This is a genomic window from Bacillus sp. JZ109 (genome assembly GCF_053903135.1).
The window spans coordinates 16472-38476 of sequence record NZ_CP096388.1 but is presented as its reverse complement, the minus strand read 5'-3'; the positions used below and the strand labels follow the sequence as shown (position 1 = coordinate 38476).

Annotated in this window: 27 protein-coding genes and 2 pseudogenes; 14 read left to right on the top strand and 15 right to left on the bottom strand. The window is 40.8% G+C overall.

The features are described from left to right. Nucleotides 1-19 precede the first annotated feature (19 nt). On the bottom strand, nucleotides 20-1234 hold the full coding sequence (locus tag M1D94_RS00225; protein WP_424934853.1) for an MFS transporter: 1215 nt from the start codon (nucleotides 1232-1234) through the stop codon (nucleotides 20-22). A gap of 186 nt (nucleotides 1235-1420) precedes the next feature. On the opposite strand from M1D94_RS00225, the gene M1D94_RS00220 reads away from it, so the two are divergent. The 3 genes from M1D94_RS00220 (at nucleotide 1421) to M1D94_RS00210 (ending at nucleotide 3315) form a co-directional block, all read left to right on the top strand. After that, nucleotides 1421-2299 (top strand): LysR family transcriptional regulator, encoded by an 879-nt coding sequence (locus M1D94_RS00220; protein ID WP_308154243.1) that lies wholly within the window; start codon nucleotides 1421-1423, stop codon nucleotides 2297-2299. A gap of 10 nt (nucleotides 2300-2309) precedes the next feature. Beyond that, nucleotides 2310-2753 carry a GNAT family N-acetyltransferase gene (locus M1D94_RS00215; RefSeq protein WP_021481090.1) on the top strand — a complete coding sequence of 148 codons (444 nt, stop codon included), beginning with the start codon at nucleotides 2310-2312 and terminating at the stop codon, nucleotides 2751-2753. An 82-nt stretch (nucleotides 2754-2835) separates the two neighbouring features. Next, entirely contained in the window at nucleotides 2836-3315 is a 480-nt protein-coding gene (locus M1D94_RS00210; protein WP_032724977.1) for a DUF2798 domain-containing protein, read from the top strand. 24 nt (nucleotides 3316-3339) lie between these two features. Here M1D94_RS00210 and M1D94_RS00205 read toward each other — a convergent pair. The 3 genes and pseudogenes from M1D94_RS00205 to M1D94_RS00195 form a co-directional block, all read right to left on the bottom strand. Next, a pseudogene (locus tag M1D94_RS00205) lies at nucleotides 3340-3482 on the bottom strand (LysR family transcriptional regulator); the annotation flags it as partial. A gap of 7 nt (nucleotides 3483-3489) precedes the next feature. Further along, on the bottom strand, nucleotides 3490-4152 hold the full coding sequence (locus tag M1D94_RS00200) for an MBL fold metallo-hydrolase (protein ID WP_153257171.1): 663 nt from the start codon (nucleotides 4150-4152) through the stop codon (nucleotides 3490-3492). A 171-nt stretch (nucleotides 4153-4323) separates the two neighbouring features. Continuing rightward, a complete protein-coding gene (locus M1D94_RS00195) occupies nucleotides 4324-4776 on the bottom strand; it encodes a MarR family transcriptional regulator (protein ID WP_003226875.1) in 453 nt (150 codons plus the stop codon). A gap of 119 nt (nucleotides 4777-4895) precedes the next feature. Between M1D94_RS00195 and M1D94_RS00190 the strand changes: the two genes are divergently transcribed. Both M1D94_RS00190 and M1D94_RS00185 read left to right on the top strand, forming a co-directional pair. Further along, nucleotides 4896-5342: a GNAT family N-acetyltransferase gene (locus M1D94_RS00190; RefSeq protein ID WP_456270374.1), complete on the top strand. Its 447-nt coding sequence runs from the start codon at nucleotides 4896-4898 to the stop codon at nucleotides 5340-5342. Beyond that, a complete protein-coding gene (locus M1D94_RS00185; protein ID WP_072173947.1) occupies nucleotides 5339-5941 on the top strand; it encodes a YczE/YyaS/YitT family protein in 603 nt (200 codons plus the stop codon). The genes M1D94_RS00190 and M1D94_RS00185 overlap by 4 nt, the downstream gene beginning before the upstream one ends. Before the next feature lie 67 nt (nucleotides 5942-6008). Here M1D94_RS00185 and satA read toward each other — a convergent pair whose 3' ends face one another. Further along, the gene (gene satA, locus M1D94_RS00180; protein ID WP_077670822.1) at nucleotides 6009-6530 is read right to left on the bottom strand and encodes a streptothricin N-acetyltransferase SatA; all 522 of its coding nucleotides are present in this window, start codon (nucleotides 6528-6530) and stop codon (nucleotides 6009-6011) included. A 397-nt stretch (nucleotides 6531-6927) separates the two neighbouring features. Between satA and M1D94_RS00175 the strand changes: the two genes are divergently transcribed. From M1D94_RS00175 to M1D94_RS00165, 3 genes and pseudogenes are all read left to right on the top strand, one after another. Beyond that, nucleotides 6928-7284 carry an MmcQ/YjbR family DNA-binding protein gene (locus M1D94_RS00175; protein WP_456270373.1) on the top strand — a complete coding sequence of 119 codons (357 nt, stop codon included), beginning with the start codon at nucleotides 6928-6930 and terminating at the stop codon, nucleotides 7282-7284. A gap of 159 nt (nucleotides 7285-7443) precedes the next feature. Further along, nucleotides 7444-8010 carry a dihydrofolate reductase family protein gene (locus tag M1D94_RS00170; RefSeq protein ID WP_021481097.1) on the top strand — a complete coding sequence of 189 codons (567 nt, stop codon included), beginning with the start codon at nucleotides 7444-7446 and terminating at the stop codon, nucleotides 8008-8010. Nucleotides 8011-8251: 241 nt separating this feature from the next. Further along, nucleotides 8252-8432 (top strand): annotated as a pseudogene (locus tag M1D94_RS00165) (DUF255 domain-containing protein); the annotation flags it as partial. Between the two features lie 73 nt (nucleotides 8433-8505). Here the strand turns inward: M1D94_RS00165 and M1D94_RS00160 are convergent. Next, complete coding sequence (locus M1D94_RS00160; RefSeq protein ID WP_146874308.1) at nucleotides 8506-9234, bottom strand: hypothetical protein; 729 nt, start codon at nucleotides 9232-9234, stop codon at nucleotides 8506-8508. Nucleotides 9235-9345: 111 nt separating this feature from the next. On the opposite strand from M1D94_RS00160, the gene M1D94_RS00155 reads away from it, so the two are divergent. From M1D94_RS00155 to M1D94_RS00135, 5 genes are all read left to right on the top strand, one after another. Next, nucleotides 9346-9501: a hypothetical protein gene (locus M1D94_RS00155; RefSeq protein ID WP_424934849.1), complete on the top strand. Its 156-nt coding sequence runs from the start codon at nucleotides 9346-9348 to the stop codon at nucleotides 9499-9501. Between the two features lie 21 nt (nucleotides 9502-9522). After that, a complete protein-coding gene (locus tag M1D94_RS00150; RefSeq protein WP_424934848.1) occupies nucleotides 9523-10206 on the top strand; it encodes a recombinase family protein in 684 nt (227 codons plus the stop codon). A 137-nt stretch (nucleotides 10207-10343) separates the two neighbouring features. Further along, nucleotides 10344-11216, top strand: coding sequence for a hypothetical protein (locus tag M1D94_RS00145; protein WP_424934847.1), 873 nt, complete (start codon nucleotides 10344-10346; stop codon nucleotides 11214-11216). Nucleotides 11217-11475: 259 nt separating this feature from the next. After that, nucleotides 11476-12084 (top strand): transglutaminase-like domain-containing protein, encoded by a 609-nt coding sequence (locus tag M1D94_RS00140; RefSeq protein ID WP_424934846.1) that lies wholly within the window; start codon nucleotides 11476-11478, stop codon nucleotides 12082-12084. Between the two features lie 156 nt (nucleotides 12085-12240). Then, nucleotides 12241-14310: a thioredoxin domain-containing protein gene (locus M1D94_RS00135; RefSeq protein WP_424934845.1), complete on the top strand. Its 2070-nt coding sequence runs from the start codon at nucleotides 12241-12243 to the stop codon at nucleotides 14308-14310. Here the strand turns inward: M1D94_RS00135 and M1D94_RS00130 are convergent. Then, nucleotides 14307-15206, bottom strand: a complete 900-nt coding sequence (locus M1D94_RS00130) for a CPBP family intramembrane glutamic endopeptidase (protein WP_032724963.1) — start codon at nucleotides 15204-15206, stop codon at nucleotides 14307-14309. The genes M1D94_RS00135 and M1D94_RS00130 overlap by 4 nt on opposite strands. A gap of 226 nt (nucleotides 15207-15432) precedes the next feature. On the opposite strand from M1D94_RS00130, the gene M1D94_RS00125 reads away from it, so the two are divergent. Next, entirely contained in the window at nucleotides 15433-16788 is a 1356-nt protein-coding gene (locus M1D94_RS00125; RefSeq protein WP_043858416.1) for an MFS transporter, read from the top strand. Nucleotides 16789-16821: 33 nt separating this feature from the next. On the opposite strand, the gene M1D94_RS00120 is transcribed toward M1D94_RS00125, so the two are convergent. The 8 genes from M1D94_RS00120 to ychF all read right to left on the bottom strand — a co-directional run bounded on the left by M1D94_RS00120 (nucleotide 16822) and on the right by ychF (nucleotide 21985). Further along, nucleotides 16822-17376 carry a sugar O-acetyltransferase gene (locus M1D94_RS00120; protein ID WP_424934844.1) on the bottom strand — a complete coding sequence of 185 codons (555 nt, stop codon included), beginning with the start codon at nucleotides 17374-17376 and terminating at the stop codon, nucleotides 16822-16824. 15 nt (nucleotides 17377-17391) lie between these two features. Next, nucleotides 17392-17772, bottom strand: a complete 381-nt coding sequence (locus M1D94_RS00115) for a VOC family protein (RefSeq protein ID WP_424934843.1) — start codon at nucleotides 17770-17772, stop codon at nucleotides 17392-17394. A gap of 55 nt (nucleotides 17773-17827) precedes the next feature. Next, nucleotides 17828-18763 carry a transcriptional regulator CcpB gene (gene ccpB / locus M1D94_RS00110; RefSeq protein ID WP_015250783.1) on the bottom strand — a complete coding sequence of 312 codons (936 nt, stop codon included), beginning with the start codon at nucleotides 18761-18763 and terminating at the stop codon, nucleotides 17828-17830. A gap of 58 nt (nucleotides 18764-18821) precedes the next feature. After that, a complete protein-coding gene (gene xth / locus M1D94_RS00105) occupies nucleotides 18822-19580 on the bottom strand; it encodes an exodeoxyribonuclease III (protein ID WP_064671669.1) in 759 nt (252 codons plus the stop codon). A 64-nt stretch (nucleotides 19581-19644) separates the two neighbouring features. Beyond that, a complete protein-coding gene (gene rpsR / locus M1D94_RS00100; RefSeq protein WP_003219224.1) occupies nucleotides 19645-19884 on the bottom strand; it encodes a 30S ribosomal protein S18 in 240 nt (79 codons plus the stop codon). 43 nt (nucleotides 19885-19927) lie between these two features. Further along, nucleotides 19928-20446: a single-stranded DNA-binding protein SsbA gene (gene ssbA, locus M1D94_RS00095; protein ID WP_003219228.1), complete on the bottom strand. Its 519-nt coding sequence runs from the start codon at nucleotides 20444-20446 to the stop codon at nucleotides 19928-19930. A 40-nt stretch (nucleotides 20447-20486) separates the two neighbouring features. Further along, the gene (gene rpsF / locus M1D94_RS00090) at nucleotides 20487-20774 is read right to left on the bottom strand and encodes a 30S ribosomal protein S6 (protein ID WP_003244064.1); all 288 of its coding nucleotides are present in this window, start codon (nucleotides 20772-20774) and stop codon (nucleotides 20487-20489) included. Between the two features lie 110 nt (nucleotides 20775-20884). After that, nucleotides 20885-21985, bottom strand: a complete 1101-nt coding sequence (gene ychF, locus M1D94_RS00085; RefSeq protein ID WP_003242727.1) for a redox-regulated ATPase YchF — start codon at nucleotides 21983-21985, stop codon at nucleotides 20885-20887. Nucleotides 21986-22005 lie beyond the last annotated feature (20 nt).

Here is a 22005-nt window from a genome sequence, read left to right as displayed (position 1 = left end):
AACGGTCCTTTTTTACTGATCAATTCAATCCTTTTTCGTTCCTTTTATCCGGCATTTTCACACTTCTTGCCAAGTATCCCGACAGCCATAACGCAACCAGCAGCATGAAGGTGATCATACCGACGACGCCCAGCCAGTGAAAAGCAGACCAGAACAGCCCTCCGATTGTTCCGAAAACACTTGAACCGGCGTAATAAAAGAACAAATACAGCGATGAAGCCTGTGCTTTGTTGAGAAGGGCTCTCCTGCCCACCCAGCTGCTGGCAACTGAATGCCCTCCGAAAAAACCGAATGTAAAGAGGGCAATCCCCAGAATTTTCACTGCCAGCATATTGTTTATCGTAAATAACGCACCTGCAATGACGATGAAAATATTCATCACCAATATTTTCGGATAGCCATACCGATCAACCATTCTTCCAATGAAAGACGAGCTGAAAATGCCTACAATCATCACAATAAAGATCCAGCTGGAAAATGCTTTATTAAGCGAATACGGCGGGCCCAACAGCACATACACAATGTAATTAAACAAGGCAACATTGCTTCCAAGCAGCAAAAAACCAATGAGAAACAAGCTGAATAGTTTACGGTCCCTCAAGTGGCCGATCAGAGACATTCCCAATTTCCCGAGCTTCAATTTTCTTGGCGTAAAATGCCTGGATGGCGGCAAATTTATAAAAAATATAACACTAGCAATCAAACTAATGACACCAATTGCCCCCATCGCCATATGCCAATTCAAGTACTCGCTCAGGAGCCCGGAAACGATCCTTCCGAAAACGGCGCCGATTGCATTTCCGCTGATATACAGCCCCATCGCCGACCCAAGACTTCCGGGTTCAATTTCTTCCCCGAGATAAGCCATCGCAATCGACGGAAGGCCTGCGAGCGCAACGCCTTGAATGGTTCTCAATACGAGCAGCGTATGAAAGTTCGGACTAAAGGCCGATGCCAGACAGAGAACCGATGCGGCCAGCATGGAAATACCCATAATCGGCTTGCGCCCCCACACCTCGGATAATGAACCAAAGACAAGCATGCTCACAGCTAACAGCATTGTGGTAACAGATAAAGAAAGACTCGCCGCAGTAGGCGTTACATGAAATTCCCGCGTGAATTCCTCCATGAGCGGCTGTACGCAATATAGAATCGCAAATGTATTGAAACCCGCAGCGAAGAAAGCAAACGTAATTTTTCGAAAAACCGGTGTGCCTTTTCGAATGTATGTCATCGGGACTTTATCGGTCCCTCATCATGTTGTGGAGCACTGCCATTCATAAACAATCATCCTTTATTTCTTCCGAATTCAAACATCCTCGAGTCTGTTTATATTATTATCTTAGCACCGTTGATATATGTTGTATAATGCATATAAAATATCCTTTTCATGCTTATATGTAATAAGGAGGGATGATAATTGGAATGGGAACAACTTGAATATTTTCAAACACTGGCCCGGATACAGCACGTCACGAAAGCCGCAAAAAGCCTCTCCATCACACAGCCTGCGCTTTCACGCTCTATCGCCAGGCTGGAAAATCATTTGGGCGTCCCGCTATTTGACAGGCAAGGACGATCCATCAGCTTAAATCAATACGGACACATTTTTTTGCGACGGGTTCAGGCGATGATGAAGGAGTACACCGAAGGAAAAGAAGAAATCCAAGCTTTATTAAAGCCAGACCAAGGCATAGTCTCTCTCGGTTTTTTACATACATTAGGCACCATGCTCGTGCCCGATCTCATCGGCTCCTTTCAGCAGGAATACCCCAACATTGCCTTCCAGCTGAAGCAAAACCACTCTTATTGGCTGCTTGAACGATTAAAATCCGGGGATCTGGACCTCTGTCTCCTGGCTTCGATTAAGCCTGAAGATCCGATCCAATGGATCAAGCTGTGGAGTGAAGAACTCTTTGTATTTGTGCCAAATGATCACCCATTAGCCAGTCGCGAAAGCATTACCCTGAATGAGATTTCCGGGGAGCGTTTTATTTTATTGAAAAAAGGCTACGCGCTTCGGATGACGGTCGATGAGCTGTTTGAGAAGGCCAATATACAGCCGAACATTATGTTTGAAGGAGAAGAAGCAGCTACTGCCGCAGGTTTTGTGGCAGCCGGTCTGGGCATATCTATTCTCCCAGACCTGAAAGGCTTAGACCAAAGCAAAATCACCAAAATCCGCGTCAGCTGGCCGGAATGTCAGCGTGTCATAGGAATTGCCTGGATAAAAGGCAGGTTTTTATCACCGGTTGCTGAGACCTTTAAACAATATGTGATCAGCCATTTTTCTGAGTAGGGAGGATAGCATGAATATCAAAAAAATCACGTCAGAACAGGATTTACATACAGCGTTTGAAATCAGAAAGGCAGTATTTGTAGAGGAACAAGGCTGTCCCATTTCGGATGAATTCGATGAGTTCGATACACTCCACGGTGACTGCCAGCACATCCTGGCTTATCATCAGAATGTACCTGTTGGCACTGCACGTGTCCGTATCGTTGGCCACACGGGGAAACTGGAACGAATCTGCATTCTGAAGCCTTACCGCAAATTCGGTTTGGGAAAAGTGATCGTCGATGCATTAGAACGTATTGTGAAAGAACAAAGCATTTCTGCCTTCAAACTGCACGGCCAGACACAGGCGGCAGGCTTTTATGAAAAGCTCGGCTATCAGACTGCATCAGAAGAATTTATGCTGGACGGCATTCCGCATGTGCTGATGACAAAACAAGACGATTCTGCTTTATAGATTGTTCACAAATTTGTCACTTATGAGCATGAACGGTTCATTGGTATACTAATCACCGATTATGGAGAGAAGGAATGATTGTATGCCAGCAAATAAAAAAGAAGGCCTTATATTTGGCGTGATGATGTGCTTTGGAATGGTTTGCGTCATGTCGATTTACAATGCCATCATCAACGGAGCCATCCACGATTTTTCACTGATGACCGTTTTTGAAATGGTCATCGGTTTTATGGTCGCCCTCCTGTTAGATTTACTGTTAGTGGGCCCCCTCGCCAAGAAGATTGCATTCCGCATGCCGTTCGACAAGACTAAAAAAATTTATGTCATCCTTGCCATGTCAACTTGTATGGTGATTGGCATGGTACTTTGTATGTCTGTGTTCGGTTTAGTGACAGCGGTTCTAGCAAATGGGCTGAACGGGGACAGCCTCTTCAGTGCTTATCTTATGATTGTGTTGAAAAATTTCATCCTGGCCTATCCATTGCAATTACTGATTATGGGCCCATTAGTCAGAGGGATTTTCATGAAATTTGTAAAACCAAAGCTCACAGCCGCAATTTAAATAGAATAGGAGTGAGCCTGACACTCACTCCTTTTGCTCATGAATCGGATGTATAACAAGCTCCGCAAAAGCCTCTGCGGCAGGCAGCTGCCATTTTTTCTTTTTGGGTGTGAGTAAATCGGATCGAGGGCTTCAACATGCTGGAGATTTTTCAGCTTATGTTTTTCACTTCCATTAATCCCTATACCTTACCACATAGTTTTTATACAATTCTTCGTTATAAAGAATTTCTTCGCCATGTGAAGAGCAAATGAGCGTTGGTTTGATTTGATCTATGATTGAGCCGCTATCGATGTTCTCATTTATATCAACACTGAACCTTCTTATAGGTGGGTGTAAATCCTCCTTACTTGTGATAAAAAGGTCGCCCGTTAATAGCGTACGATCGATTTTATGATAATACACGACATGCCCCGGCGAATGGCCAGGTGTTAAATAGTATTTCAGAGGCAGGTGAGCAAGCGTTTGCTCCGTCAGCGGCTGGACAATATGGGCTACCCCTGTGTTCTCCACTTCATTTTTGTTCGGATATGGCTCTTCCCCATTGATGTACTTTAGTTCTTTCTGGTGGGCATAAATCGGAATATCAAATCTCTCTAACCATTTTGATGCACCTCCGATATGATCACTGTGGCCATGGGTAAGCAAAATGGCTTTTGGATCGCCGATCGCTAACGCTGCCCTAATTTGAGCATCAGCAAAACGTTCTATTCCCGTATCAACAATATAAACATCATCACCATCTTTGATAAACCAGGTATGAACCGGAATACGAAGAGGCACATCAAGCTCAAATTCACATTGATAGACATGTTCTGATAGTTGTCTCAAGTTCACGCAAACCATCTCCTTTGGAAATTTTTTGATAGTTTTAAAGAAAACAGAAGTGAACGGACCATTTTCCAGGCAGATTATCTTGAAAATGGTCCCACACTCCAGCAGACTGGTATTCTTGAGAAGGAGACGCCGATTTTCGCCAGCATCAGCTCAACTTGTAAACGTTGTCCATTAATAATCCCTTTTGTTCCCCTTCTTCACATATTCCCAATCACGTTCTATATTCTTCCTCACTCTATGAAGGAGTGCAGAAATGGTTTCCTTTTCCTCTGAAGTAAAACCGGACAAGGCCACTTCCGTGGAATGTTCTCCTTCTCTTCTTAACAATGGATATACCTTTTTCCCTTTCTCAGTCGGGAACAGTTTTTTTATTTTTTTATTTTGCTCATCCGGCAGTTTTTGAATAAATCCCTGCATTTCCAGCTTCTTAATGGCCCGCGCGGCCGTTGTCCGATCCACTTTTATCATTTCCGCCAATTTTTCTTGAATAATTCCCGGATTTTCGTATATACGTACGAGATAGAGATACTGCCCTCTTGTTAAGTCCAAATCTTTAAATTCGATGTTGCTTATGGAATCCAACGCTCTTGCTATCATGCCGATCTCACGCAAAATATCATTCATTCCTAAAACCCCTCACGTATTTTTGTTGCAATTACAACAAAAATGTTTTAACCTTACTATTATAAGACCACATGCATGCTGTACAGTCCAGACTAATATCAGAAAAGGATTGATTCATAATGAATATAAAAAGAATAACAACTGAAGCTGATTTACATGCAGCTTTGAATATTAGAAAGACGGTTTTCATTGAGGAGCAACATGTATCTGAATCCGAAGAGTTTGATGAATTTGATACGCTCCAGGAACAATGCCAGCATGTCTTGGTATATCATGAGAATCAGCCTGTCGGCACGGGCCGTGTGCGCATCGTTGACCATACAGCAAAGCTGGAAAGAATCTGCATCCTAAAACCTTACCGTAAGTATGGATTGGGGAAAGTCATCGTAAGCGGGTTAGAAGAAACCATAAAAGAAAAAGGACTGACTGCATGTAAGCTGCATGGTCAAACACAAGCAGCAGGCTTTTATCAAAAACTGGGCTACCAGATTTCTTCACAGGAATTTATGGAAGACGGCATCCCTCACGTCCTGATGACAAAAGAAATATCGCGGAATATAACATGAAATATATTTTTTACGGATTAGGCATACTCATATTAAGTTTGGGCATTTCCTTAACCATACAATCAGGGCTGGGCACATCCCCCTTCGATGCCCTTTTGGTTGGTCTGTCAAAAGAAGTCGGACTTACCGTAGGAAGCTGGGAGGTCCTTATTTCTGTGATCCTCTTAATCTGCAACGCTATATTAACGAGAAAAAAACCTATTTTGCTGGGCTTGATTACAGCATTCATTACTGGAATAGGCATTGACCTATGGTTGTTTGTTGTAAAAAACACCCTCTATCTAAACGCGTTGTTAAGCAAACTGATTTGTTTCGGAATTGGTTTGGTGCTCATCGGTCTTGGAACAGCCATCTATCTTCAGACGAAATTCGCATCAACACCAATCGATCATTTAACACTCATTATCCGAGATCTCTCCAAAAGAACAATCTTGTTTTCAAGAACATTGGTATACGCTCTTTTCTTAGTATTAGCCATCGTCTTTAAAGGCCCTATCGGCATCGGAACCCTATTAACCGTCTGTTTGGGAGGAATGCTCCTTCACGTTTTTATGCCTATTGTGGAAAAACAATTCTTATCAAAGAATAGAAGGGGTTAAAAAACCTCTTCTTTGAAAAAACGAAACGCAAAACAAGCTACGTTTCGTTCAATAATTTTATGATAAATTAAAATTTATAGTACCAAAAAATCGCAATTTCATTTGCTGTTGGAAGATTGGAATAAAGCATCGTATCAACTGCACCTATTATAAATTGATGTTTGGCATAAAAATGACAAGCTGAAACATTAATATCTTGTGTTTCAAGCATAAGACCACAAAAGCGATTCTCCTTTGCCCACTCAATCGCTTTATGTAATAATGCTGTTCCAACGCCTTTTTGTCTATAGTCTTTTGCAACGGCAATGTCCTCTATTAGTGCATACCCATTCCAGTTAGAACGAATCTTAATCCGGCCGATGCAGTTGTTTTCAACATAATATAAAAAAACCGCTTTTCCCTCTTCTTCAACATAACTAACAGCCATTTCATCATCTTCATATTGTTTAAAATAAGGTTTAGAAAATCGTTCCTCAGTATATGTCCAAACACCGTTTTCAAAAGCAGGTATCATTCTCCCAAAAACAACGAGAGGTTCATTTGGTTTATTGAAATCTTTCATATTTAATTTAGTCATTTTAATGATCATATCAATCCCCGCCAATCGAGATAATATTTAGTAAACTCGTTTCGATACTATTCAATAACAGCTTCCAAAAGAGAACAGCACTAGGTAAGGCATCCATTACCTTATATATTTCACTATCTTAATGAGGTATTTCAACAGAGGCTTGTGGTACAGTAAAAAGGAATAGAAACAAGAGAAAAGAAGATGAACCTATGCCCACTAACAATAAACTCAATGAGAAATATCATACTTCCTTCAACTCGCCCACAACCCTGTTGACTAGTATCCGTGGAGAGAGGAAGCTTTGACACAGCTTCTGCCATTGATGACATCTCTATTGAAGTATCCAAAGGACAACCAAGGATCGCTCTTTGACTTTTTCAAGAAGAAAGTAGAGTGAATAAAGGAGTGATTGAGTATGTTAACAAGAGAAGATATCTTTAAACACGTCAAAGAAAAATACGGTACATCGCCTGATTACCCGTGGGAGGAATACCCAAACTATGCTTCTTTGAGACATACATCAAACAAAAAATGGTACGGTCTTATCATGAATGTTCTCCCAGAAAAATTAGGCTTAGATGGTCATGCCGAAATAGATATTCTAAATCTAAAATGTCCCCCTGAAATAAGTGATAGCTTAAGAAACGGGGAAAATATCTTACCCGGATATCATATGGATAAGGAACATTGGATTTCAATTGTTTTAGAACGGACAGATCCAGAAGGCGAAATCTATAACTTAATCGAGCAGAGCTTTCATTTAACCAAGTGAAGATAAAGAGTGTTCCTGCTAATCAAGCTGCGAAGAGTAGTGGGCACTTTCATTTTAGGATACTGTTCTTCACTCTGTCCACAAACGCAACTTAGTTCATCTGGTGCGAGAGTGGGAGAAGAATTTCAACCAACTTCTTATGTAAAAGGATGAATAGTTATGACAAATAACTTAAAACAGAGAAGAATCATTTTAGATTTAGCAGTTACTTTAGATGGTTTTATTGAAGGGAAAAATGGAGAAGTTGATTGGTGTATTATGGACCCTGATATGGGGTTTACTGATTTTTTAAATCAAATTGATACTATTTTATATGGTAGAAAAAGCTACGATTTATGGGGACAATACATTCCAAAAAATGAAGACCCTGATACAGAAAAGGAACTTTGGAAATTGGTTCATAGTAAAAAGAAATATGTTTTTTCCAGAACACAAAATGAGATTGATAATCAAGCCATATTTATAAATGATAATATTCTTGAAGAAGTAAATAAATTGAAGAAAAATCCTGGTAAAGACATCTGGCTATATGGTGGAGCGAGTCTCATTACAACTTTTATAAATTTGGGGCTTGTTGATGAATTTAGATTATCTATTCACCCTGTTGTTTTGGGAGAAGGAAAACCGTTGTTTATTGATGTAAAACAGAGGATAAATTTAAAAATGGTGAATACAAGAACATTTTCCTCTGGCGTTGTGCAAATCGTTTATCATTGGAATGGCTAACATTGTAAAGTAACACTCGACAGTAATCCTTCTTATTGAACTAAAGGGGAATCCATAAATAATGGGTTCCCCTTAATATACTATGGAATTATCAATATCAAATTTTCTGTAATAAAAGAGGATTGAAAAGGACGATGTCTCCTCAATTAACATCATTAAGCATTATAGTATATTTTCTTCTCCCTCTTTTAAGTAATCGGCTAAGTTTTGTATTTATAAAAAAACGAAAGAAGGTGATCCAATGCCTACTAACAATAAACCCAATAGATTATTCGCTGAGAAGTCTACTAATTTTACTTCAACATGCTCATAACCCTGTGGACTGGTTCCCTTGGGGAGAAGAAGCATATGAAAAAGTGAAACGTGAAAACAAGCCTGTTCTGGTCAGCATCGGTAGTTCGACATGTCATTGGTGTCACGTTTGTGTAGCTACCCTTGCAAATAGAAAAAGACAACCTTCAAAATTGATTGTCCTTATCTTCAGATTAATTATAGTTATTTTTTATTTTTACTTATAAACTCATAGACTAATGAAGTCTGTAACTTATAATTACCATTACTGAATTTCTGTATTTTGCTGATTTGATCAACTTTAATAATAAATTTCGCTTCCCAAGTTTTAAAGTTAGTATCGTTGTACTTTATTTTTAATTCTAACTTAGGAAAACAGTCTTCCTCCCCAATGCGACTTATATAATTGATCATAATCAAGAAATAACTTGGTAATTTAATGCCTATACTTTCACCAGGCAAGATCAGATCACTTCGCCTTACAACTGGTGTCGTTCGAAAACGACCTTTATAGGTACCGTCCTTTACTTCCAACAGATCATAGGTACTTCCTTCTTCTAAAAAATTATCGGTTAAGCTAACGCAAATATCACTCTGCTCATCCATTAGCTCTTCTAACCTTCCTCTAACTTTTTCGTCATCAATAAGTTTATATGTATAACTTATATTGATTGCTGATGTACTCCCATAGTTGAAAATAGGTAAAGTCGTATCTGCAATTCTTTTATCTAGTTTCTTGTCATTTACCCAATCATAAGTAATTCTAGGTAATTCTAAGTCAATAGCTTTAATTCCAGGTGCCACTACTGGTTCTCGTTGTTTTTTGAATTGACGAATCTGAATCCAAATTGATGCAATTGCGACAATTACCGCTAAAAAAGATATTAAAGATGCTACCCAATCAAAGTTTTCTTTATCACAATAACCAATCAATCGTATACCTCCTGTTATCAATCAATTATGCCAAGTTCGTATAGCTACACAGTCTATCATTACGCTATTATAGTATTATATTACATTATAGGAATAATAGGGTGATGTGCTATGGATCAAAAAAACAAAATCAAGCGAGTAGCCATTTATCTAAGAAAGTCACGAAATAAAGAGGGAGAAGAAACAGAAGAAACCTTGGCAAAACATCGAAAAAGACTTCTTGATATTGCTCATAAAAACAATTGGCAGTATGAAATATTCCAATAATTTGGAAGTTCAATAGATGAAATGCGACCTGAATACCAAAGGATGATTAACAAACTCACAGATGGCATATTTGACGCCGTTTTGTCAGTTAACTTAGCACGGGTTACAAGGGATGATGCAGAGACACCAAAATTCATGAACCTTTTACGCCAAGATGACATACTCTTTGTCACTGATAGTGAAAGAGTATATGATCTTGAAGTACAAGAGGACTGGCAAGCATTAAAATTTACTGGGTTGGTTAACAATTGGGAGTACGAGAATATAAAAGCCCAACTAAGAAAAGGAAAAAAGGACAGTGCAAAAATGGGTCGCTGGTCAAATGGCAAACCCAACTACGGATATATTTATAACCGTTTGGAAAGAAAATTGGAAATTGATGAAGAAAAAGCAAAAGCTGTAAAGCTTGCATTTCAAATGACTATTGACGGCATAGGTGCTGATAATATCGCAGTAAAATTAAATAAATTGGGATACAGAACAAACAAGGGGAAGTTTTTTCACGGTCAAAGCATTGTGAGAATGATTCGATCCGAGATATATAAAGGGTGGATTGTTGCTAATCGGTTGAAAGGAAGAAATAAAACAAACGGAAAAATAAGACCACAAGATCAGTGGATTGTTGTTAAAGACGCTGTTAAACCCTGCATTATAGACGAAGATACATGGGACAAAGCAAACAAAGCTGGTCACTTAATCAAATAGCATCCTTTTTCCAACTTCCTTTGTTTGTTGTAGAGCATAAAGTAAAACACTTGAATCTTTTATCACCAGAAATGCAGTTAACCGAAAACAAATTAACAGTTCTTAATTCATAAAATAGGAAATGGGTGTATTTCAATATGATTTGGCTTGTTGGGCTTGATTGGAGCATTCAATGGGGAACCGTTTTTACAGTTGCCGGCACACTCACTGCCGCTTTTTTAGGACAAGTTTTTTCTCATCGCTACTCTCAAAAAAGGGAAGAAATTAAACAAAAGAAAGAGAGTTTTCAAAATCTATATTCCCCTGTCGTTTTCAAAATATTGAATTATTTAGAGTTAGAAAGAGAAAAACAAAACATTATGTTTATCAAGGGACTGGACGAAACAGAGTTTACTGAGCGATATCAAGATGATGAATTATATAACCCAAGCATAGAATTCAAAGAAATTTTAGAAATTGTAGGTTTGAACTTAAAGTACGGAAGTCTAGAACTTATAAGGGAGTATCAAGAAACATTATCAATTGCTAAAAGAATGGAAGCATTTGAAGGTCATTGTGGGACTCATTTATATTTTTGCGGTGTATTTATTTCAGATTATATTAACCTAAGTAAAGATCTCGGCGTATACTCACAAACAATGGAAACTTCCACTGAGGGAGCCTTGCTATTATCCAGATTAGAAACACTAATCACCGCAATTGGTGGTACTAGAGTGTTTGTGGAATTTTTACCTTGGTTTTTTAATGCAATATCTAGTATTGATAAAAAAGATAAATATCTTATAAGGGTTATGGAACTCTACCTACAATACTCAAAAGTTAAAACCAAGAAAGCCCGTCATAATTTAAATATAAAAACATGTAAAACACTCATTGATATCGGCAAAGATTTTGTTGATCTATATGAATGGGAATATGAGGTTTGGGTAAAATTTGTTAAAGCGATTCAGCCCATAACTAATTTAAATGCTACATCAGACACTAACAAAGATTATCAAACAGGTTATTAAAAAGTATAAAAAGGTATACTAGGCATTACACTAATTAATAAAAATGAAAGAAGCATGTGCGTGTAACTACCCAAGCTAGCTATTGATGTCATTACATATTTTAAGGCAGAGAACTAATCATAATTTGTATTTCACTTTTTTTAATGACTCTATAAATATTCAAACTATGCTTTTTAGTAATCTCTTTTTTTCTTCTTAATATATTTCCAATCATGTTCTATAGTGTAGTATCATCCGTTACAATATGGGGAGTGAAGAAATGAATTTGACATGTGAATCAAAAAACTTTGATGATTATTTACTTGAACTAAATGAAGTTGATTATTCTAATCCTATTATTTGTGCACTTGCAAATGAACTTTTCAATCCTTTGCAGACAGAAATAGAAAAAGTAAAAATAGCCTATGAATTTGTTCGAGATGAAATTCCCCATACTTGGGATATTCAATCAAAACGAGTAACTTGTAATGCTTCAGAAGTATTAACCTTTAAAGAGGGAATTTGCTATGCAAAGTCAAACCTATTAGCTGCCCTATTGCGCTCAGAAGGAATACCGACAGGCTTTTGTTATCAGCGTTTAATGTTGTTTAATACGCCAGATAAAGGATATTGTATTCACGCATTAAATGCTGTATTTTTTCATTCACTTAAAAAATGGATTCGATTAGATTCTCGCGGTAATAAAATAGGAATTGACGCTCAATTTTCACTTGATAAAGAGAGATTAGCATTCCCAATTCGACAAGAATTTGATGAAATCGACTATCCCTTGATTTATGTAAGACCATATCCAAAAACAATTGCAGTTTTAAAAGAACATAAAGATGCCATCGAGATGTATAAACATCATTTACCCGAAAGGATATAATTGTTTATTATTAAGACCTTAGGGCTTCAGATTCCTGAAGAATTCCTCTTCTATACTTAATGAAGCCTTTCACGAAATCAAAAAAGAATAAAATACATCATATTATGGAAAAATAAATTCGAAAAGATCATTTGTTTTATGAAAGAAGGTGATCCCATGCCCACTAACAATAAACCCAATAGATTAATCGCTGAAAAGTCTCCTTATTTACTCCAACACGCCCACAACCCTGTGGACTGGTTCCCGTGGGGGGAAGAAGCATTTGAAAAAGCAACACGCGAAAACAAGCCGGTTCTGGTCAGCATCGGTTATTCGACTTGCCATTGGTGCCACGTTATGGCTCACGAAAGCTTTGAAGACGAAGAAATCGCGCGTCTTCTCAATGAACGGTTTGTGGCGATTAAAGTCGACCGGGAAGAGCGGCCGGATGTGGATTCTGTTTATATGAGAATCTGCCAGCTGATGACCGGGCAGGGCGGCTGGCCGCTGAATGTGTTTATCACGCCTGATCAGAAGCCGTTTTACGCGGGTACATATTTTCCAAAGACGAGCAAATTCAATCGTCCCGGTTTTGTTGATGTGCTTGAGCATCTGTCTGAGACGTTTGCGAACGACCGTGAGCATGTCGAGGATATTGCGGAGAACGCCACTAAACATTTGCAGACCAAAACAGCCGCCAAATCAGGCGAAGGCCTTAGCGAGTCAGCGATTCACCGGACATTCCAGCAGCTTGCCAGCGGGTTTGATACGATCTACGGCGGTTTCGGGCAGGCACCGAAATTTCCGATGCCCCATATGCTGATGTATTTGCTTCGTTATCATCACAATACGGGGCAGGAGAACGCTTTATACAACGTGACGAAAACGCTGGACAGCATGGCGAATGGCGGTATTTACGATCATATCGGCTATGGGTTCGCCCGCTATTCGACTGATGACGAGTGGCTCGTTCCCCACTTTGAAAAAATGCTGTACGACAATGCGTTGCTGCTGACCGCTTATACAGAAGCCTACCAGGTCACGCAAAACAGCCGCTATAAAGAGATTTGTGAGCAGATCATTACGTTCATTCAGCGGGAAATGACCCATGAAGACGGAAGCTTTTTCTCTGCTTTAGACGCGGATACAGAAGGAGAAGAAGGAAAGTACTACGTGTGGTCAAAGGAAGAGATTCTGAAAACGCTCGGGGACGATCTCGGAACGCTGTATTGCCAAGTGTATGACATCACTGAAGAAGGAAACTTTGAAGGCAAAAATATTCCTAACCTCATTCACACAAAGTGGGAACAAATCCAAGAGGATGTCGGGTTAACCGAAAAAGAGCTCAGCCTCAAACTCGAAGACGCAAGACAGCAGCTCTTGAAGACACGCGAGGAAAGAACCTATCCGCATGTCGATGATAAAGTGCTGACCTCATGGAACGCGCTGATGATCGCGGGTCTTGCGAAAGCGGCAAAGGTATACCAGGAGCCGAAATATCTCAGCCTAGCGAAAAACGCCATCACATTTATTGAAAACAAATTAATCATCGACGGCCGTGTGATGGTCCGATATCGTGATGGCGAAGTGAAAAACAAAGGCTTTATCGACGATTACGCTTTTCTCCTATGGGCTTATCTGGATCTCTATGAAGCTTCGTTTGATCTTTCTTATTTACAAAAAGCGAAGAAACTGACAGACGATATAATCAGCTTATTTTGGGATGAGGAGCATGGCGGATTCTACTTCACCGGACACGATGCAGAAGCCTTAATCGTACGAGAAAAAGAAGTGTACGACGGCGCCGTGCCTTCAGGAAACAGTGTGGCAGCTGTTCAGCTGCTGCGTCTCGGGCAAGTCACAGGCGACTTATCACTGATCGAAAAAGCGGAAACGATGTTTTCCGTGTTCAAGCCAGACATCGACGCGTATCCGAGCGGCCATGCTTTCTTTATGCAAAGTGTGTTAAGGCATCTAATGCCTAAAAAAGAAATCGTGATTTTTGGCAGCGCAGACGATCCAGCCAGAAAACAAATTATAGCGGAGCTTCAAAAAGCCTTTAAGCCCAACGACTCCATTCTGGTGGCAGAGCAGCCCGAGCAATGCAAAGACATTGCGCCATTTGCAGCAGACTACCGCATCATAGACGGCAAAACAACCGTTTATATTTGTGAAAACTTCGCCTGCCAGCAGCCGACAACAAATATTGAAGAAGCGATTCACACATTAATAAGCAGCAGGGATTAAGACCCTTGCTGCTTACTTTTTGATTTCTTATGGTACCATAAAGCGATCCCCGCAAACACAAGGTTGACCGCTATCGTAAAGAAAGCCTCCCACATCGGGTTCCCCCGCGTAACGGTAAACAGAGAAGGAATTCCTCCATACACACTGTTTTTTTCTGTAATAAACATACACAAAAACATATTATTCGCGGCATGGGCGCCAAGTGATATTTCGATGCTTCCAGTTTTAATCGTGTAATAGGTCCACACAAAACCAAATGTTAAATACTCAATTCCTGCCCAGACAGCGCCGTTGTTCATTTCTGGATTCGCAAAATGCAATACGCCAAACAATCCTCCGACAATCAGTGTCAAAAATAGAGGATTTTTCGTCAATCTCCCGAAAGCTTGAAGCAAAAATCCCCTGAAAAATAGTTCCTCAGCTGATGTCTGAATCGGAACCAAAATGAGGGCAGCCGCTAGCAGCCAGATAAATCGTGATGCATTAAACTCTTGCATTGAATAGCTATCAGGATGAATCACAAAATCAATCAATTGTACGGCGATCATTAGCAAGAAATAAGCAATAAAACCAAAGGAAATTCTCCGCCAATTCATCTTTGAATTTGGTGTTATCACCGTTCGGAAAGGCCGCTTCAAAATAAAGCGCACAGCCAGCCAAACTCCCGGAATGGCGAATAAATAAATCACATGGGACAAATAAAGATCTACGAGAGGATCACTCAACACAGCTTCATCCAAATCAAACGTGATATTGGGATTCACAATAACCGTGAACAGTATAGCGAAAAGGTAAGCTATATTCCCGAATACATATAACCCTACCATCACCAAAAAAGCGAAAAAATATCTCCACAATGTATTGTTTCCTTCTATAGGACGGATAAATGAATTCATTCCTTCTATGTCTCTTCCTTTCAATGAGAATATTACTATATATTTGCATAAATTGGTCTATGAATCTACTGTTTTGGAAATCTTTTAAGCATAATTAAAATATAAAGTGTGAATTTAGTTCTTCCATCTAGTGATTTGAACTCTGTTGCCAATGAACCAAGATACTTATAATAGTCCCAAGAGGAGAATTTTCAGTCTTTTCTTACTACTTAAAAGGGGGTTTTTTATGAATACGATCTTCAAACAAAAGAATACACATCCTTTCTCAAACGTAGCGAATCGTTTAGACCGCCTTCCGATTTCACGCGTTCATTTCCAAGTGTTAACCGCTCTCGGCATTGTTTATTTCTTTGATCTCGCAGATTTATTTACCCTCAGCAATGTAGCGCCGGCACTGATTGAACATTGGGGCATCCCACTTTCAACTATTGCTAACGTAACGGCTGCTTCGTTTTTAGGCATGTTTTTAGGCGCTTCACTGGGCGGACGGCTGTCCGATCGAATCGGCCGCAAAAAAGCCTTAAATCTATTTGTCTTTGTTTTCTCAATCGCATCGCTATGCAATGCTGCGGCATGGGACATTCCATCTTTAATGACATTCCGTTTCCTCACCGGATTTGGCGTTGCAGCCGCCATGGTCATTACGAATAGCTATTTGGCGGAATTTTTCCCTTCAAGTGTACGTGGAAAATATATTTCTTTTTGTGCCATGATTGGATTGATTGGGGTTCCGATCACCAACATTGTGTCTGCCTTTGTCATTCCTCTTGGTTCATGGGGATGGAGGCTTGTGTTTGTATGGGGTGCCGTCGGCCTTATTTATTTTTTCTTTATTCGACGGCTGGAAGAGTCGCCTCGGTGGCACGAAAATCGCGGGGAATATGCGAAAGCCGATGCGATCCTCAATCGAATTGAGGCACAGGTTGAAAAGGAGAAGGGCCCGCTTCCGGCAGCATCCCAGCCTAAAGTAAGCGAAACTGTTAAGCAGAATGCAGGTTACGCCGGCTTATTGAAAGGCAGAAACCTCAAAATCACCATCGTATTATCTGCTGTATGGATTTTTGAAACGTTTGGGTTTTACGGATTTGCTTCATGGGTTCCAAGCCTGCTAAAAAGCAATGGCGTAACCATGGAAAATACATTATGGTATAACGTATTGCATTCCGTCGGCGCTCCACTTGGCGCACTGCTCGGCTCCATGATTTCCGAAAGATTTCAAAGAAAATGGATTTTAGCTGCGAGTGCGTTTCTGACGGCCATCGCCGGGCTCTTATATGGTATGACTTTTATTCCCATCATGATCATTGTATTTGGTTTTATCGTGAATATCACAGAACGGGTCTTTACCTCGAACTTATACGCCTATACATCTGAACCTTATCCGACTGAATACCGCTCGTCTGGCAGCGGTTTAGCCTATGGTCTTGGCCGTTTTTCAAACATTTTTGGCTCATTGCTTGTCGGATTTATTGCCGTTCAGCTCGGCTATATCAGCGTCTTCTTATTTATTGGGGGCTGTTGGCTCGCATGCTCCTTGCTGTTAATCTTCTTCGGTCCTAATACGAATGCAAAACAGATTTAAAAAAGTCAGTGCGGATCTGCCGCACTGATCTCATTACAATTGCTTCAAAGTCCTTGCGGGGTTTCCGCCTACAACAGTATTAGCGGGTACATCCTTAGTGACAACAGATCCAGACGCAATCACTGCGTTATCACCGATTGTCACTCCCGGGTTAATCACCGCCCGGCCTCCAATCCAAACTTGATCTCCAATTGTCACAGGCTTACCGAACTCCTTCCCGGATTTCCTTTCGATTGGATCAAGAGGATGACCGGCCGTGTAGATATGTACACCTGGCGCAATCAAACAATGACGGCCGATACGCACCTCACACACATCTAAAATGACACAGTCAAAATTAACAAATGTATGATCTCCGATATGAATGTGATAGCCATAATCACAGCGGAATGTCGGCAAAATCGTGACTTGATCCCCAACCGAACCGAGCAGCTCCTTCAAAAGCTCCGTCCGCACTGCATCATCTTCCGGTGTTTCGTTATATTGTCTAATCAGCTGTCTCGCATGCTTGCGTTCTAGTAATAGTTGTTGATCTTCCGAATTGTATAATTCTCCGGCTGCCATTTTTTCTTTTTCTGTCCTCAGCATGTAAGTCACTCCATGTCAGATTGTAACCTCGATCAAATTTCCTTCATCATCCTCAATCACACTTTCATAGTAGCCGTCTCCTGTTGTCCTCGGGCCGTTTACTACTGCGAAACCATCCGCCTTCAATCGATCAGTCAGTTCGTCAACTTTCTCCCGGCTCCCAACGGAAAAGGCAATATGTGCCCAGCCTGTCATTGTTTGTGAGGGCGGATCGGTCACATTCCCTTTTTTCATAATCTCCAGCCTTGCTCCGGAATCAAACGTAATAAAATAAGACTTAAAATCTTTTTTCTCATTATGATACAAATCATTCGCTTCGCCATTAAAATACGATTCATAAAAAGACTTCATTCGCTCTAAATCATTGACCCAGACCGCTGTATGTTCAATCTGCATTTCTTCCTCCTCCTTCGCCTTCAATGAAGTTATAAGGTATGAAATGCATTTCAGTTCAAGCTTTTTTCTTAAATTTATGCTGAATTTTGATATCAGCGGGCTCATCCTGCAAAAATAGAGAAAATGCTGCGATGCCGAGCTGCTCAAGATTCAAATCAAGCGACGGAAAACCAAGAACACGGCTGATAGAAGTATTTCCCTCGCCTATGATTTCAACATCCCAATTATTCTTTTTGGCAAATAGATGAATTCCAGCTGCCACTTCATCACTATTTGCATAAATAGCAGTCGGAACCCGCCCGCTCATATAAAAATGTTCAGCTGCCAGCTCACCATCATTCATATCGTTGCATCCGGACAGCATATGGCGGTCTTCCAACCTTCCGCAGACAGCTTTATAGGCCGCAGCTTTATCAGCCGTGCTCGGGCTCCTATCAGCTTCTCTGACACACGTAAAAGCAATATTCTCATGCCCGCGGCTCTTTAAATAGCGAAAGCTCTCTGCATAAGCAGCTTTTCTGTCATTAAAAGCACAAGGGACATCAATGTCTCCGGTATCCTCACAAGCGATGACCGGCCCATATTCCTGATAAGCTAAAATGCTGTCCCAATGATTGGCGCGGGAAGTAATGATGAGACCGTCTATTTTCTTCGTTCTTAACAGCTCTAAATATTTGATTTCAATATCGGGGTTATAATTGGTGGGGAGAAGGGTCGTTGCATACTCATGCTGAAAAGCCGCCTTGGTGATTCCGTTAACGATTTTATCAAAGCAGGGATGATCGCTATAAGGCAGAATCACACCGACTGTATGGGTTTTCCCGCGAATGAGATCGATTGCGGTTCGATTTGGTGTATAATCCAATTCCTTCATGACTTGATGAACAAGCTTTCTCTTTTCTTCAGATACATACGGATGATGATTCAATACACGCGAGACAGTCGAAACAGATACATTTGCCAGTCTTGCGATCTCTTTTATATTTGCCATCTCTTTCTCCTTTTCATATAAAAAAAGCAGTAAGTGTAAAATCCTTACTGCTATCTCATCATATATTGATGATAAGTTCAACAGGACAATGGTCGGAACCCATGACGTCCGCTGATATGCTGGCATCTTCAATCTGTTCCTTAAGGCTTTCAGAAACAACAAAATAATCAATCCGCCATCCAATATTTCTGTCCCGGGCGCCGGCACGATACGACCACCAGGAATAAGCGCCTTCAAGATCAGGATAAACATGACGAAAAGAATCAACAAAGCCAGCTTCTAAGAAACGAGTGAATGCCCCTCTTTCTTGATCTGAAAATCCAGCGTTATTCCGGTTCGCCTTTGGATTTTTCAAATCAATCTCCTGATGGGCTACATTCAAATCACCGCATAAAATCACTGGTTTTTTCTGATCCAATTCAAGAATATAAGACAATAAAGCCTCTTCCCATTGCATGCGGTAATCAATCCGCTCTAATCCCCTTCTGGAATTGGGCGTGTAAACAGTCATCACAAACACGTTTTCAAATTCCAGCGTAATCACTCTGCCTTCTTGGTCATGCTCTTCTACTCCGATACCGTAAATGACCTGCAGCGGTTCTTGCTTAGAAAAAACAGCTGTGCCGGAATATCCTTTTTTCACTGCATAATTCCAGTACACATGATAGCCTTCAGGCTGGAGATCAACCTGGCCGTCCTGTATCTTCGTTTCCTGAAGACATATAATATCTGCATCCTCTTCTTTCAAATAAGAGAGGAAATCCATTTTTCTCATCACAGCCCGCAGGCCGTTTACATTCCATGAAATCAACTTCATGTTTCATCCTCCCCCCTATAAAAAAGAGCAAGAACCCAAAGGTCCTTGCTCTTTACGTATCAGCTTACTCACCGCTTACGTATGGAAGTAAAGCCATTTGACGTGCGCGTTTGATCGCTGCAGTCAATTTACGTTGGTATTTAGCGTTTGTTCCAGTTACACGACGTGGTAAAATTTTACCGCGCTCAGAAACAAACTTTTTAAGAAGATCTACATCTTTGTAGTCGATGTGCGTGATACCGTTAGAAGTGAAATAACACACTTTACGGCGTTTCGCACGACCGCCTCTGCGTCCTCCTGCCATTGTCATTTCCCTCCTTTCTTTTTCATTTTAGGCGATAATCACATTAGAATGGAAGATCATCATCCGAGATGTCAATCGGTTTGCCGTCGTTGGCAAATGGGTCATCATTAAAGCTGTTCCCCTGATTGCGTCTCTGGTTGTTTTGATTTCCCCCAAATGGATTATCATTTTGGCCTCCGCCAAAGTACTGGCCTCCGCCGCTGTTTCCTTCGTTGTATCCACCTGAACCAGAACCGCCGCCGTTTTTCGGCTCAAGAAATTGAACACTTTCAGCTTGGACCTCTGTCACGAAGACACGCTGTCCTTGCTGGTTTTCATAGTTTCTTGTTTGTAAACGGCCATCTACGCCTGCAAGGCTTCCTTTTTTCAAGAAGTTTGCAACGTTTTCGGCTTGTCTTCTCCAAGTGACACAATTAATGAAATCGGCCTCACGTTCTCCGGACTGGTTCGTAAATGTACGATTCACAGCAAGAGTAAACGTAGCAACAGCCGCACCGTTTGGCGTATAACGAAGCTCTGGGTCTTTTGTCAGTCTTCCGACTAATACAACTCGGTTAAGCATAAGAAAGACCACCTTTTACCATTATATATTTCAAAATTGCTTATTCTTCTTCTTTAACAACAATGTGGCGAATGATATCGTCACTGATCTTAGCTAGACGGTCAAATTCTTGAACTGCCGCAGCGTCAGATTGAACGTTTACGATTTGGTAGAAACCGTCGCGGAAATCGTTGATTTCGTAAGCAAGACGACGTTTACCCCAATCCTTTGTTCCAGTGATCTCCGCACCGTTAGAAGTCAGAACGTTGTTGAAACGCTCGATAACTGCTTTTTTAGACTCTTCGTCAATGTTTGGGCGGATAATGTACATAACTTCGTACTTTCTCATCTGTTTGCACCTCCTTTTGGACTAAGCGGCCCATAATGGGCAAGGAGCAATAATTCTATTACTCACAATTTTATATTATACCAAAGCTCTTGTCCCTTTACAACTGCATCCTATACATTAAATCGGAAATGAATAACATCTCCGTCTTGGACCACATATTCTTTCCCTTCAAGGCGGACTTTTCCTGCCTCTTTAGCTCCTGCCATACCGCCGCCCGCAAGAAGATCCTCATAAGCAACTGTCTCAGCACGAATGAAGCCCCGCTCAAAGTCACTATGAATAATTCCTGCACACTCAGGGGCTTTCATGCCTTTTTTGAATGTCCAAGCTCTGACTTCCTGTTCTCCGGCTGTGAAATATGTTGCGAGGCCGAGAAGAGAGTAAGACGCTTTGATCAGCTGATCAAGACCTGATTCTTGAATGCCCAGCTCTTCCAAGAACATTTGCTTTTCTTCGCCTTCAAGCTCAGCGATTTCAGATTCGATTTTTGCACATACAACGATAACTTCTGCATTTTCGCCGGCAGCGTACTCGCGAATCTTCGCTACATTTTCATTGCCAGATGGATCAGCAACTTCATCTTCACTTACGTTGGCCACGTACAAAATAGGCTTCGAAGTCAGTAAATGGAGCTGCTTCACAAGCTTTTGCTGCTCTTCAGTGAATTCTACAGATCGAGCAGGCTTTTCACTCTCAAACGCTTCTTTCAGTTTAGATAAAATCTCAAACTCAAATACAGCGTCTTTATCTTTTTGCTTCGCAAGCTTGCTGACGCGTGTAATCCGCTTTTCAACCGTTTCCATATCAGCGAGGATCAGCTCAAGGTTGATCGTTTCAATGTCATCAATCGGATCAACCTTTCCGGAAACGTGTGTAATGTTGTCATCGGAAAAAGCACGGACAACGTGGCAAATCGCGTCAACTTGGCGAATATGAGATAGGAACTTGTTGCCGAGTCCTTCTCCTTTAGATGCGCCCTTTACAATCCCTGCAATATCAGTGAATTCAAAAGCAGTCGGCACAGTCTTCTTCGGGTTGACCAGCTCAGTCAGCTTTTGCAGACGATCATCCGGTACCTCTACAATTCCCACGTTCGGATCAATTGTACAGAACGGGTAGTTGGCTGATTCGGCACCGGCCTGTGTAATTGCGTTAAATAGTGTTGATTTTCCGACGTTCGGCAAACCAACAATTCCAGCTGTTAAAGCCATTCTTTCATCTCCTCTATATA

Coding starts and splice junctions, on each gene's coding strand:
- ssbA (WP_003219228.1), bottom strand. CDS start 20,446: ATGCTTAACCGAGTTGTATTAGTCGGAAGACTGACAAAAGACCCAGAG.
- M1D94_RS00115 (WP_424934843.1), bottom strand. CDS start 17,772: ATGCAGATTGAACATACAGCGGTCTGGGTCAATGATTTAGAGCGAATG.
- M1D94_RS00120 (WP_424934844.1), bottom strand. CDS start 17,376: ATGCTGAGGACAGAAAAAGAAAAAATGGCAGCCGGAGAATTATACAAT.
- M1D94_RS00215 (WP_021481090.1), top strand. CDS start 2,310: ATGAATATCAAAAAAATCACGTCAGAACAGGATTTACATACAGCGTTT.
- M1D94_RS00135 (WP_424934845.1), top strand. CDS start 12,241: ATGCCCACTAACAATAAACCCAATAGATTAATCGCTGAAAAGTCTCCT.
- M1D94_RS00225 (WP_424934853.1), bottom strand. CDS start 1,234: ATGACATACATTCGAAAAGGCACACCGGTTTTTCGAAAAATTACGTTT.
- ychF (WP_003242727.1), bottom strand. CDS start 21,985: ATGGCTTTAACAGCTGGAATTGTTGGTTTGCCGAACGTCGGAAAATCA.
- M1D94_RS00190 (WP_456270374.1), top strand. CDS start 4,896: ATGAATATAAAAAGAATAACAACTGAAGCTGATTTACATGCAGCTTTG.
- rpsR (WP_003219224.1), bottom strand. CDS start 19,884: ATGGCAGGAGGACGCAGAGGCGGTCGTGCGAAACGCCGTAAAGTGTGT.
- M1D94_RS00210 (WP_032724977.1), top strand. CDS start 2,836: ATGCCAGCAAATAAAAAAGAAGGCCTTATATTTGGCGTGATGATGTGC.
- xth (WP_064671669.1), bottom strand. CDS start 19,580: ATGAAGTTGATTTCATGGAATGTAAACGGCCTGCGGGCTGTGATGAGA.
- satA (WP_077670822.1), bottom strand. CDS start 6,530: ATGATCATTAAAATGACTAAATTAAATATGAAAGATTTCAATAAACCA.
- M1D94_RS00140 (WP_424934846.1), top strand. CDS start 11,476: ATGAATTTGACATGTGAATCAAAAAACTTTGATGATTATTTACTTGAA.
- M1D94_RS00125 (WP_043858416.1), top strand. CDS start 15,433: ATGAATACGATCTTCAAACAAAAGAATACACATCCTTTCTCAAACGTA.
- rpsF (WP_003244064.1), bottom strand. CDS start 20,774: ATGAGAAAGTACGAAGTTATGTACATTATCCGCCCAAACATTGACGAA.
- M1D94_RS00175 (WP_456270373.1), top strand. CDS start 6,928: ATGTTAACAAGAGAAGATATCTTTAAACACGTCAAAGAAAAATACGGT.
- M1D94_RS00155 (WP_424934849.1), top strand. CDS start 9,346: ATGGATCAAAAAAACAAAATCAAGCGAGTAGCCATTTATCTAAGAAAG.
- M1D94_RS00170 (WP_021481097.1), top strand. CDS start 7,444: ATGACAAATAACTTAAAACAGAGAAGAATCATTTTAGATTTAGCAGTT.
- M1D94_RS00185 (WP_072173947.1), top strand. CDS start 5,339: ATGAAATATATTTTTTACGGATTAGGCATACTCATATTAAGTTTGGGC.
- ccpB (WP_015250783.1), bottom strand. CDS start 18,763: ATGGCAAATATAAAAGAGATCGCAAGACTGGCAAATGTATCTGTTTCG.
- M1D94_RS00145 (WP_424934847.1), top strand. CDS start 10,344: ATGATTTGGCTTGTTGGGCTTGATTGGAGCATTCAATGGGGAACCGTT.
- M1D94_RS00150 (WP_424934848.1), top strand. CDS start 9,523: ATGCGACCTGAATACCAAAGGATGATTAACAAACTCACAGATGGCATA.
- M1D94_RS00195 (WP_003226875.1), bottom strand. CDS start 4,776: ATGAATGATATTTTGCGTGAGATCGGCATGATAGCAAGAGCGTTGGAT.
- M1D94_RS00130 (WP_032724963.1), bottom strand. CDS start 15,206: ATGAATTCATTTATCCGTCCTATAGAAGGAAACAATACATTGTGGAGA.